At 37.8% G+C, this 12,670-nt stretch carries 10 protein-coding genes; 3 read left to right on the top strand and 7 right to left on the bottom strand.

Going from position 1 to position 12,670, the window contains the following annotated elements:
- Positions 1 to 38: 38 nt before the first annotated feature.
- The 6 genes from K1X82_01260 to K1X82_01285 form a co-directional block, all read right to left on the bottom strand.
- Positions 39 to 1,151 (bottom strand): N-acetyl sugar amidotransferase, encoded by a 1,113-nt coding sequence (locus K1X82_01260; protein MBX7180710.1) that lies wholly within the window; start codon positions 1,149 to 1,151, stop codon positions 39 to 41.
- A gap of 18 nt (positions 1,152 to 1,169) precedes the next feature.
- Positions 1,170 to 1,940, bottom strand: coding sequence for an imidazole glycerol phosphate synthase subunit HisF (locus K1X82_01265; protein ID MBX7180711.1), 771 nt, complete (start codon positions 1,938 to 1,940; stop codon positions 1,170 to 1,172).
- 2 nt (positions 1,941 to 1,942) lie between these two features.
- Positions 1,943 to 2,569 carry an imidazole glycerol phosphate synthase subunit HisH gene (gene hisH, locus K1X82_01270; protein MBX7180712.1) on the bottom strand — a complete coding sequence of 209 codons (627 nt, stop codon included), beginning with the start codon at positions 2,567 to 2,569 and terminating at the stop codon, positions 1,943 to 1,945.
- Between the two features lie 15 nt (positions 2,570 to 2,584).
- On the bottom strand, positions 2,585 to 3,823 hold the full coding sequence (locus K1X82_01275) for a glycosyltransferase (protein ID MBX7180713.1): 1,239 nt from the start codon (positions 3,821 to 3,823) through the stop codon (positions 2,585 to 2,587).
- A gap of 92 nt (positions 3,824 to 3,915) precedes the next feature.
- Positions 3,916 to 4,377 carry a DUF1573 domain-containing protein gene (locus K1X82_01280; GenBank protein MBX7180714.1) on the bottom strand — a complete coding sequence of 154 codons (462 nt, stop codon included), beginning with the start codon at positions 4,375 to 4,377 and terminating at the stop codon, positions 3,916 to 3,918.
- Between the two features lie 95 nt (positions 4,378 to 4,472).
- Positions 4,473 to 5,507 carry a T9SS type A sorting domain-containing protein gene (locus K1X82_01285; protein MBX7180715.1) on the bottom strand — a complete coding sequence of 345 codons (1,035 nt, stop codon included), beginning with the start codon at positions 5,505 to 5,507 and terminating at the stop codon, positions 4,473 to 4,475.
- 178 nt (positions 5,508 to 5,685) lie between these two features.
- Between K1X82_01285 and K1X82_01290 the strand changes: the two genes are divergently transcribed.
- From K1X82_01290 to trxB, 3 genes are all read left to right on the top strand, one after another.
- The gene (locus K1X82_01290) at positions 5,686 to 9,006 is read left to right on the top strand and encodes a hypothetical protein (GenBank protein ID MBX7180716.1); all 3,321 of its coding nucleotides are present in this window, start codon (positions 5,686 to 5,688) and stop codon (positions 9,004 to 9,006) included.
- 85 nt (positions 9,007 to 9,091) lie between these two features.
- A complete protein-coding gene (locus K1X82_01295; protein MBX7180717.1) occupies positions 9,092 to 9,844 on the top strand; it encodes a TerC family protein in 753 nt (250 codons plus the stop codon).
- A gap of 17 nt (positions 9,845 to 9,861) precedes the next feature.
- Positions 9,862 to 10,797 carry a thioredoxin-disulfide reductase gene (gene trxB / locus K1X82_01300; protein ID MBX7180718.1) on the top strand — a complete coding sequence of 312 codons (936 nt, stop codon included), beginning with the start codon at positions 9,862 to 9,864 and terminating at the stop codon, positions 10,795 to 10,797.
- Positions 10,798 to 11,261: 464 nt separating this feature from the next.
- On the opposite strand, the gene K1X82_01305 is transcribed toward trxB, so the two are convergent.
- Positions 11,262 to 12,670, bottom strand: a 1,409-nt coding sequence (locus K1X82_01305) for an excinuclease ABC subunit UvrA (GenBank protein MBX7180719.1), incomplete at its 5' end; no start/stop codon positions are given.

A 12,670-nucleotide genomic window follows, 5' to 3' on the forward strand; every position in this document is an offset into this window, starting at 1 on the left:
GTGAAGTGTTGGTGACTGTTGTTTTTTTGGGAAAGGATTTATTTACCAAGTAATTTCATAATAAACCGCTTGTAAGGTCTCATTTTTTCGTAATCATCTAAAATTGATTTAAACTCCCGGTGAGATCGTTGAGGCCGTTTAATGTATGAATAAAACTCATCTTCCGTCATTTCCAACTTTTTACAAAAGAAAATGATATCGTCATGAAGCATGGTTTTATCAGGATATGGGTCTTCCATATTTAACAGGTCAATAGCCTCTTGTCGTGTTAATTCACCATTGCAAATGAGCATTGATAAATGAGATTTACGTTTGTCAATGCCAAATTTTTCTAGTAAAATATAACCTTGATAAAGCCTGGTAAAAATATTTTCGTAATGTTTGCCTCCATAGTCTTGCCACCCAAAAAAATCAATATTTACTTTTTTGGCCTCAGTTTTCGAATAGCTGGGTGTATTTAAGAAATATATGGATTTAAAATTATATAACTTGCTTTCAATAAAGGACTCATAGCTACTAAAAATTGGTAAATGGGCTATGCTTCCTTTGCCATATTTTTTGAAAATGTCTAATATGTTTCTTTTGTCGTATTTAACATGTGTAAAGTTTGGAGGCATAATGCCTTCGGTTAAGGCATTGTACCCATTTAAAGAGGTATTAATTTTGTATTTTCTGGCAATTCTATTTGTAGCGGCAACAAAAATATTGTCAAAAGGTAAGTCTATGTCCAAAACATCGGCATCGATAAATGCTTTTTGCAAACTTCTAATTTCGCTCCAAGGCAATACGGTGCATTCATAATCGAAACCAGATTTATCAACTATTCTGGCAATATTTACTACTGCTTTTTCCGAATTCCATCCTCCATCCACGTGGAAAAGTAAAGGCCTTAAACCGTATTTAATTGCTAAATATACCATGTAGGTGCTGTCGGTTCCTCCGCTAATACCTATTAAACAGTCGTATGGCTTATTTTTACCTGACTTTCTTATTATTTCAGATTTCTTTTCCCAGTAATTACTATCTACATTATTCCGAATGTTTTCAATGCCTCTCATGTTTACATGGCATATATCACAAATTCCATCAGAATCTAAAACAATTCCGGGATAATCACTTTCATCTAAAATACATTGCCTGCAGGCTTTCATTGAATTCTAATACTAAGCTTATTTAATTAAAAAAGACTCTTCTCCTGTCCAATCCGAAATTTGTGTATGGTCCGGATAATTAATTAATACTCCATTTAACCGTCCTTTAAATACGAAGGATGATCCAACTGCAACTGCAGATGCTCCAGCATTAAACATGGCTAAGCTATGACTAGGTTTGCCTATTCCTCCAGAATAAATTAAAGGTACCTTTAATTCGCCGGCAATATTATTTACCCAATCTTCATTCCCTCCTTTCATTTTACCATCTCTGTTGGTATCAATTACCAGAATTTCACCCACTCCTTCATCTTGTAATTTTTTTATGCAATCTTCAGGTGACCAGGTTGAAATTTGCTGACCGCTTTGAAAGCTAACCTTTGTCTTTCCATTTTGCTCTTTCAATTCAATACATCCAATAATTGTTGAAGTCCCAAACTCCTTAACCATTTCACTCATAAAAGTAGGTTTTGAATGGTATGCTGAACAAATACATAATTTTTCAATGCCTAAGGTAAGGATTTTAGTTGCGGTCTGGATATCGGAAATTCCACCTGCATAAGTCACTGGCATAAAACATTCAGAAGCAATCTGTCCAATTAATTTTAAATCAAGTTCATTCCTGTTTTTCGAAGGGGTAGTGTCTGAAATTATTAACTCCATTGCTTGCAGTTCATTAAAGATTTTAACTGCAACAAATGGGTCTCCAATATACCTCATCTCCCCAAACTGGGTTGATTTGTAAAGTTCTTTATTAAATACCTGAAGGAAAGGGATTAATCGTCTCAAGGCTAATAATTTACAAAATTGCGTAAAAGTTGAAAACCAAAAGAAAGGCTTTTTTCAGGATGAAATTGTACGCCCATTACTCTGCCTTTTCCAACAGCAGATGGAAATTTATAACCATATTCCGAAGTCGCCAAACAAAATTCACTTTCTAAAATCCCCCTTGGAGCATGATAGGCATGAACAAAATAGAAAAATGCCTTATCCAAATTGCTGAACAACAAATTCGATTGGGTTGAATTTGTTGTTGTCCACCCAACATGAGGTATGGGAAGCTGAATGGATTCCTTAAAGCGTTCAACGTGGCCTGGAATAAAACCAAGACCGGGTTTGTCTCCTTCCTCACTACCTTCAAATAACATCTGCATGCCCAGACAAATGCCTAATAAACTTGTATCGTCCCTGTTTGAAAAATGGTGAATCGAATCAATAAATCCCATTTTTTCTAATGCCTGTATTCCTTTATCAAATCTTCCAACACCAGGCAATATCAATTTGTTTAACTTTTCTAATTGGTCAGGCCTTTGAATAATTATAGCATCATTACCTATCTTCCTTAACATGTTGGCAACAGAACCTACATTGCCAATTCCAACATCAACTATTCCAACAGGAAGTGGGTAAGGTGTCATATCTGTTTAATCAAGTTAATTCAAATTAAGACTATTAAGCCTTTCTGCAAAACTAAAGTAATTCTTTTCTGAAGAATATTTTTCTTTCCAGGTGCCGTATGCCTGATTTCTCATTTGAACACATTGCTCATGGCCTAAATTATAATGATTTTGAATTAACTTCCACAAGGATTCATTACTTATTCCAACAGGAACCAAGTACCCATTTGATGAATTAACAATTTCCCCACTACCTCCAACATCGGTAGCTATGCATGGTATTTGGGCGCTCATGGCTTCCATAATTGAAACGGGTAATCCTTCAGTTTCACTTACGTTTACAAATAAATCCACGTAATTATTTTCTAAAAAATTCAAAATGTGTTCATGACTTACATTGCCCCAAAATTCGGTTTGTATATTTAATTTGTTTTCATTCAGACGTTTATTTAATTGAATTAAATTATCAATTTCAGGTCCTCCACCCAAATGAATCCATTTGATTTTTTCATTTTGAGAAAAATTTAAAGCTTCAATGATTTTTCCTAACCTTTTTAGAGGAACTGCATAAGCTATACTCAATAAAATGAAGGGTTGGTCACCTTGTTTGGTTGGTATTTTATTTAATCTGGAAGAACCAAGCCTATGAATTTCTGTCTTATCTTTCCCAAGCTGTCCGTATTTTTGTTCTAAATATTTCTTCCCATTTTCAGAAATGCATACGAGTATGTCTAGATTCTTTAGTAACCAAGGTCTAAAAGGTAAATAATTTTCAGGATTTCGTTCGGAATAGATATCCCAACCATGAGCTCTGCTTATACCAGTTGAAAATTTCTTTTGCTTTAATAAACTCACTGCCAAGGCTCTTTCATCGCACCAGTAGGAATAAAATGTTAAATGTTCTCCTTGATGGAATTTTGAACTATGTTTTAGAATTTCCTGACGTATTCTTTTTGCTCTTTGAAAATAAGAAAGTAATAATTTGACCTTATAAAAACTCAATTCCCTATTTCGAATTAAGTTTAAAATCTCCGTATTTACAGAAGAATGAAATATACCCAAAAATCCAGATAGTTTATTTGCTAAACTATTTGGAAACGAGATATGTATATGTTTCCTTGCCTCCATGGAAGAGCTTAAACCTGGTAAGGTTGTAACAAAAATAATTTCTTGAAATACTTTTTTTAGTTGAGGTAATTCATCTACTAAATAGGGCTCCTTTCCTCCAATGGGAAAATCATCCGTTATCAGATAAAGTACCTTACTTGCCTGCATAATTGTTATTTGATTTTACAAAATTACGATCAATCCATTTCAAAAAAAAAGGCCACATGAATAATGTGGCCTTTCAATTAAAAAGTACAATTTTATTTCTTCTCCAATGGAGCACCTGAATTATTGTTCACAGGCATAGTCTCTTCCGTTGGAACTGCTTCTACATTACCTGCAATACGAACAGTTTTGGTAGCAGTTTTTGCATTGGATGTTACAGTAACAGTTTTGTTAATTGGTCCAACACGTTTAGTATCGTAATTTACCTTTAAAACTCCGGTTTCACCTGGTTTAATTGGGTCTTTTGGCCATTGTGGAACGGTACAACCACAGCTTCCGCGGGCATTAGAAATAATTAAAGGCTCTTTCCCGGTGTTTTTGAATCTAAATTCACATCCTCCGTCAGCACCCTGTTTAATGTTACCATAATCGTGAACTTCCTTTTCGAAAGTGATTTCTGGTGCATTAGGATTGTCATTAGCGGCAGGAGCTGCATCTTGAGCTTTAGCCGAAATTAATCCGGCTGAGAATACAAAGGCTAGTAAAACTTTTCTCATGTTTAATTATGTTCTGGCAACAAATGTAAGTTAGTTTTTTAGAAAGATGATTACGGTTTCTAAAATTTTTGTTAATCCTATTTCAAAAAAGGCTCTTAGTTCTTAATAAACCGCAAAAATTGGACGATTTTGTCATTTTCTATTACCTTAATTCCATAAATACCCGGAATAAGTCCATGTGTTTTTATGACCGTATTACTTTCTGATTTTAGAAAATTCAATGGAAGCACTTGCCCATGGATATTAATTAATTCAAAGCTTAACTCCCGACCGTTTTTAATCCCGCTAATAGTTAAGTTTGTTTCGCAAGGATTAGGATAAACTTCCAATGGATTGCCTTCCCTTAATTCATCCAACCCCACCGAACAGGAAGCTGTACATGGATTAATTAAAAGGTTTGAAGTTCCTGACTCATAATCCAAATCTCCTGTTGGTGAACTGGAATCCCAAAAACTTAGGAGTTGAAGATCGCCTGCATTGTAGGAATCTCCTCCAACACGTATACATCCAGCAGGTAAATCAACATGAGCAAACATTACACCTCCATTGTAAAAGTTTCTTTCAACTTGTATTAAACAGTTGTTCATTACGGTAGCATTGGTGGCATTGTAAAAATCCCGATTCACTATCAACTGTCCAAGATTTCTAAACTCAGCGCCTGTTACATTGTAAAAATCTGAATCACATCTAAAAACACCCTCATTGTCAACTCTTGTTATAGAATCGCCAAAAAAGGAACAATGAAGTGTGCCTTCACTAAGGTTATGGATATATCCACTATCCAATGCTGCCATTCGCTCATTATTAAAGCTACCCGAATTGATAAAGGTGGAATGCAAACCTGCTACCAATAAACTATCACAGGTATTGCCTATGGAATGATTGATTAGTTGCCCCCCTCCGGTTATATAAACAAAGTTATTGGTAATAAGCCCGTCATTACAAACTTCACCTCCGTCAATCAATAAATTGCCAACTAGTTGTCCGGTGGAAGTAATGCATAGTGTTTGTCCGGTACTTACTACCCAAGGACTTGTATTAATTGATGATATCGTAATAGTACAATTGCATTGGCTAAACCCTTTTACAACCAAAACAAGTAAGGTGATGATACTTCCTAATTTTTTCATGCTGCAAAAAAAGGAAAATATAACTGAACTCCTTTCATTACTAACCAATATCAGTGGTGTTTAGAATGTATTTTTGATAAACTGAACTGTTAATATTTATTTGTTTATTGGTCGAAAGATTTGTACCTTTTTTTATCTACCAATCGTTTCGTGGTTCAGATTTCGTAAACGCATAGCTATGTATAAGATACTGAATGTTTTGGCAATTCTTATGGTTTTTTCCCTTCCAATTCGTTCCCAACAATGGAACTCAATACCCGGACCCAATGCCATTGCCCCCAATAAACTAGCCTTTTTCTCAGCCAATGACTCCATATTGATTGCAACGAATTGGGGTGTTTTAAAAGGTGATCCCAATGGAGCAAATTGGTATAAACCTGCTTCGTTTCCTATGCCTTCCCAAGAAGTTAATGACCTTATAGTCGACCAAAACGGTATGCTTGGGGTTGGTTATGACAATAACTTGTATAGCTCATCAGATGGAGTGGCTTGGTCTTCCATATTTACATTTCCTATTTCACCCTATTCGAATCCATTACTTGCCAGAGAAGGTTCCTTTTCTGCCTTGTCCTTTACTATTAGCCCTCAAACTCCTCTACTTTACACTTCATCCTCTCTCGCAGGTTCTTACACCCTTGAATCGGATTTTAATCCTACAGGAAATATTTCCACTCTCCAAATTCAAAATGGTAAAATTATGGTCGGAATGGATGGAGGATTCGGACTTTGGATAAAAGATCATGCCGGAAATTGGAGCAATTTTACGGTTGGACTTATCAATTTTACGAATGAAACTATTCTATCCATGTGGAAGGATACACCCAACGGTAAACTATATATTGGTACTTCCCACGACCTTTACATGGCAGATACCTTAACTTATGCCTTTTCATCAGTTGGAATAAATAATGGAAATCCTTCTATGAAATTTAATGACCTCTGTATTAGAAATGGAATTGTATTCGCCGGAACTAACCAAGGATTGAAAAAATTTGATCCTTCTACTTTAATATGGTCCAATGTAGACATCGGATTGTCATTGGCAAATTATGAAATTCGCGACTTGTTTGGGAAAGGAAGTCAACTTCTGATAGCTATCGATAAATATGGAGTAGCTAACTTTGATATGGATTTGGTTAGTTCTTCATCATTTTTCCCAATTCAGGCAAATGCCGTTTCTTGCCTGGGTGAAGCCGGAACCATTCCTTATGTAGGATCATTCCCCGGTGGTACTTCCCTTGACTTGAATTTAACCAATACTTGGGAAATAGCCTCCATTCCTGAATACCGAAACAAAACCAATTCAGTTATAACAGCTAATGGTTACATTTTTACAGCTACAAATGCAGGTGTTTTTAGGTACTCAAGCTCTAATTCATGGGAAAATGCAAGTGGCAATTTGGACCTTTCTTCCAATTTACCATCTGGTGTAGATATTAAAGACCTTGTATTTTGGAATGGAAAGCTATTAGCAGCCACCAATGGAAATGGAGTGTATAAATCAGCTGACAATGGAAACAATTGGGGCTCCTTCCCTCAAACTCCGGTTTCTTCAACCGATAATTGCCTAGATTTCTGCCTAAAAGGTTCTGATACCTTAATACTTGCTACTGCAACCCAGTTGTATTTTCAAACAAGTTCTAATACCATGATGTGGACTGCAATTCCTCAATTTTCTGCCAACCTAGGTGCCGACAAAGTCATGGTTGTTGCAGATACATTGTGGATTATTCGAAGCGGAATAGCCTATTATTCTCCCGATTTCGGTCAAAACTGGCAGATTGCTGTGCCTCAACATCCAAACAATTGGTATGATTTTGCTTCAATTGTGGAGTCCAATAGAAATGTTGTTATACTTACCGGTGCGGTTGGTATTATCGCAACTGCTAACGGCGGAGAAACATGGACCGATATCACAGCTAACATACCATCAAGTGTTGAAGTAACAGCTTTAGGAAAGATTGGCAGCTCTTTGTATGCAGGAACAAAATGGAATGGATTGTATAAAATGAGTCTGTCTCCAGAAATACCCATTCTTTCCATCGATCAGGTTGCCATTGAGGCAGAATGCCCCGGAACAGGATTAGGTTCTATTAAAATTGCTGTTGTTTCCGGTGGAGTGCCTCCCTATTCTTACTCATTAAATAATGGACAAGTGCAACAATCTAATGTTTTTACCGGATTGGCAGGAGGTTCAAATTATACCGTTAAAGTGATAGATGGGGCAGGAAATTTTATTGAAGCAACCTATTTCGTTGAAACTGGAACAGGTTTTACCATTAACACTACTGATTATACCTCCGATGTCTGCGATGGCAATCTCATTACCTTAGCAGAGGTAAGTGGTTCCCCGGCCCAAACCTATACCTTTCTATGGGAAGATCCCAATGGGGGAAATTCATCCTTTGTCCCAGGTAATGACTTAGTAGCTGGTCCTCAATTAACAGCCGATTTCGATTTTTATACCGTAACTCTTACCGATCCTTTTGGTTGCTCGAATACTGCAACGGTAAACATTAATCGCCATCAAGGACAGGAAGTTAAAGGTACTATTACCATTGGGGGAGCTGATATTGATTTCGCAGCCTTGGGTATCGATACCGTGGAAGTTAGAATCGTTAAGGTTCAAAGCGGAAACGATGGTTACTATTCCACCGTTGATTCTTTTTTGATTGTTGCCGGACAAAGCAATGCTCCTTACAAATATAAATTTGACCATATCCCCACCGGAAACTATAAAATCTTTGCCCGTATTTCCGACTCCAATGCTCCTTCTTCGGTGTTACCTACCTATTTGGGACAAACCATTTACTGGGGGCCAGCCACTCTGCTTAGCTTTCCTACCAGCAATTGTAACCTCGAAAATCAAGATATCGACCTCATAAACTCCATCGGTCAAACAGGTATAGGTAGTATCAGTGGATACATTCAATTTGGTGCATTTAAAACTGAAAATATTGAAAGTGGAGACCCTATTCCATTAATTGATGTCGTGGTTGAAAAGGACTCTATCTTTTTTTATACCCAGGCACGCCCTATTGACCTTACTACTTATTATTACCAATTCACTAATTTACCGCTCCAGTGCTATGATTTTATCTATGTAAATCTGCCAGGGGTTATTCAGTTAAACGAGTATTCACCATGCCTAACAGAGGCTAATCCTAACGTAATTTACCGCGATTTTTGTGCCGATACAACAGGCGGCACCACTGACAATACCCGATTAGATACTTGCTCGGTAATTCCGGTGAATATTCCGGATTTTCTACAATCTGAAAGTGGAGTTTTCCCTAACCCGGGAACCGGTGATTTCTTTATCCAAACCAACCGTGAGCCTCTACAAATTCAGGTTTTTGACCTGCTCGGTCAAAAAGTAGCCTTTACTTGGAGCCCGGTAGAGCATAAGCTAAGCCTGAATCCGGTTATAGGTATCTATCAAGTATCATTGGAGTTTCCTGATCACCACGAAAATTACCGCGTCCTGCTTCGACCTTAGATTTGTTAAACGGCTGTTCGTAAAAAATCCTAAAATTTTTTATCCGGGCTGCAAGCATAATTAGCTTTGCAGCCCTTTTAATTTCATGGAAAATCTTTTCTCTGTTCCTGCCTTAATTTCCCTAATTACACTTACCTTACTTGAAATAATCCTGGGTGTCGATAATATTATCTTTATTGCCATCATTGCAGGAAAATTGCCTCATAAAAAGGAACAAAGACGTGCCAGAACCATTGGTTTAACACTAGCCTTAATTATCCGTGTGCTAATGCTTTCAGGAATTTCCTGGCTTGCCGGAAGTACCCAACCAATTTTCCATTTTAACCTGGGTCCATATGAATTGAGTCCTAGTGTTAGAGATTTAATTTTACTGGTCGGTGGGGTTTTCTTGTTATATAAAACCGGTATCGAAATTTATGAGAAAATTTCCGGACATGAAGGCGATCATAAGGATTTAAAAGCACTGTCGGTTAATGCTGCCATTTTGCAAATCGTTTTAATCGATATTGTTTTTTCCTTCGATAGTATCTTAACTGCTGTAGGTTTATCACGCGATCTTCCTATTATGATTGCTGCCGTTGTAATCTCCATGATAATTATGCTGGTATTTTCAGAAAAGGTTTCCGACTTTATCAACCAACATCCCACCGTTAAAATTTTGGCCTTGGCTTTTTTAATACTTATTGGTGGTTTATTGGTGCTCGAATCCATTCACATCGAAGTGGAAAAGGGCTATGTTTATTTTGCCTTGGCCTTTTCACTCATTGTGGAATACCTCAATATTAAACGCAGATCCATCGCAGCCAAAGCCGGTCATTCCCATAAATCAAACGAATAATCTTTTATATTTCTACCATGAATCTTCATACTCATTGCCTCATCATCGGAAGCGGTCCTTCAGGTTATACCGCTGCTATATATGCTTCCAGAGCCGATTTGAAACCAATTATGCTTACCGGTTTGCAGCCTGGTGGTCAATTAACCATTACTACCGAAGTGGATAATTTCCCAGGTTATCCCGATGGTGTTCAAGGCCCCGAAATGATGGAAGATCTTCGCAAACAAGCCTTGCGTTTCGGAACCGATATTCGCTATGAAATGGCTACCAAAGTGGATTTCTCAAAAAGACCTTTCTCCGTTACCGTTGACGATAAGTATGAAATTACAGCCGATTCTGTAATTGTATCAACAGGCGCCTCAGCCAAATGGTTGGGCCTTCCTTCCGAACAAACGTTTAATGGCTTTGGTGTCTCTGCTTGTGCTGTTTGTGATGGTTTTTTCTACCGTGGACAAGATGTAGCTATCGTTGGTGGTGGTGATACCGCGGCCGAAGAAGCTACTTACCTCGCAAAACTTTGCCGTAAAGTGTATATGCTTGTTAGAAAAGATGAATTAAGAGCTTCTAAAGCCATGCAAACCAGGGTGTTCAATACCAAAAATATTGAAGTTCTTTTTAACCATGAAACCCTTGAAATCGTAGGCGAACAAACCGTTAATGGGGTAATGGTGAAAAATGTGCTTGAAAACAAAACCTATAAACTGGATGTAGGTGGTTTCTTCGTAGCAATTGGACATAAACCCAATACCGATATTTTCAAGGACTGGCTAACTATGGATGAAACCGGTTACATTAAAACAGTTCCTGGAAGTACCTTTACCAACATCCCAGGCGTTTTTGCAGCAGGTGATGCCCAAGATAAGATCTATCGCCAGGCCGTTACGGCAGCAGGTTCAGGTTGCATGGCCGCCCTCGATGCCGAACGTTGGTTAGCCTCTGAAGGTATTCACTAACCAGTACTTGTTTTCCACCTTTCTTAATTTTTGGTGGAGTTCATTCAGGATGATTAGTTTGCGGGCCCCCTTCCGCCTACATTCATATCTGCTTTTTTAATCTTTATTAATGCGGCGTTCGGGTCACGCTATCGGCTGTAGTCCTCGGCCCACTTGGCTAGCGCCGCGCAGGCCTGTGGGCTACTTGCCTCTATCGTTGCCCGAGGTGCAACTCCAATCTGTAGTTTTTTATTCCGAGTTTAACCCAAATTCAGACAGGAGTTTCAGGTTAATTTTGGGGTGAAGAAGTAGTGAACTATTTTGAACCCAAAAGTGTTCTAAAATCCTTGTATTTGAAGTAGTTGGAAGCCGTAATAGAATTCTATTGCAGCTTTTGGGTTTAATAAATTATTGGGAAGTAAAAAAACTTTTGCATAATGGCCCTCTTATTAACACTTGGATACTGCCATATCCTATTGTAAATTTTAAGCTAAATAGTGTCCGGTATACGATTGTTTACATTTTACCAAGTCTTCCGGGCTACCCTCAAATACAATATGACCGCCCTTTTCACCGCCCTCCGGCCCTAAGTCAATAACCCAATCAGCACATTTTACCATTTCCATATTATGCTCTATGATGCATAAAGAATGTCCTTTGTCCAATAAGGCTTCCATCGATTTTAAAAGCTTTTTAATATCATGGAAATGGAGTCCGGTAGTCGGTTCATCAAAAATGAAAAAGGTAGGATTGCTTCCACTTCCTTTTTGTAAAAACGAGGCTAATTTTATTCGTTGAGCTTCTCCACCACTTAAGGTTGAACTGCTTTGTCCAAGTTGAACATAACCCAATCCAACATCGGCCAATGGTTTTAGTTTTTCGGTAATTTTCTTTTCATCCTTGAAAAATTCCATGGCTTCATCCACGGTAAGGTTTAATACATCAGCAATGCTTTTTTCATTATAACATACTTCCAGCACTTCATTCTTAAATCGTTTTCCTCCACATGTTTCACAGGGAAGGTGTATGTCGGCCATAAATTGCATTTCAATTACAACTTCTCCTTCCCCTTCGCACATTTCACATCGTCCGCCTTCCACATTGAAACTAAAATGAGAAGGTTTATACCCCCTAAGAACACTTAACTTTTGTGCGGCATACAATGCACGAATATCGTCGTATGCTTTTACAAAAGTTACCGGATTGCTTCTACTAGATCGACCAATTGGATTTTGGTCTACAAACTCTACTTGTGAAATACGCTTTATATCTCCTCCAATTCTTCCGGGAACACTTTCTCCAAATGAATGGAGCACATTTTGAAGTTCAGCATAAAGAACTTTTTTCACCAAGGTGCTTTTGCCCGATCCACTTACTCCTGTTACCATGGTCATTACCTGCAATGGGAACTTCACACTTACATTTTTTAGGTTATTGTCATTAGCATTGCTGACCTGAATATAATCCTTCCATTTCCGCCTTTTAGAAGGCAAGGCAATGGATTCTTTTCCATTTAAATACTTGGCTGTGAGGCTTCGGTTTTCCTTCTTTATTTCAGATAAATTTCCTTGAAAAACCAACTCTCCACCAAAGCTCCCGGCCTCCGGACCAATATCAATAAGTTCATCCGAAGCTTGCATAATATCTTCGTCATGTTCAACCACTATAACGGTATTTCCTAAATTTCGTAAGGATTCTAATACCTTAATTAATCTGGCGGTATCTCTGGGATGCAAGCCTATACTTGGTTCATCTAAAATATACATACTTCCTACCAAACTGCTACCAAGTACAGTGGCCAGATTAATTCTTTGACTTTCTCCTCCGCTTAAGGAGTTGGAAAGTCGGTTCAAATTCAAATAACCTAAACCAACATCCTCCAAGTAGCTGATTC

The organism is Bacteroidia bacterium, assembly GCA_019695265.1.
Classification (GTDB): domain Bacteria; phylum Bacteroidota; class Bacteroidia; order JAIBAJ01; family JAIBAJ01; genus JAIBAJ01.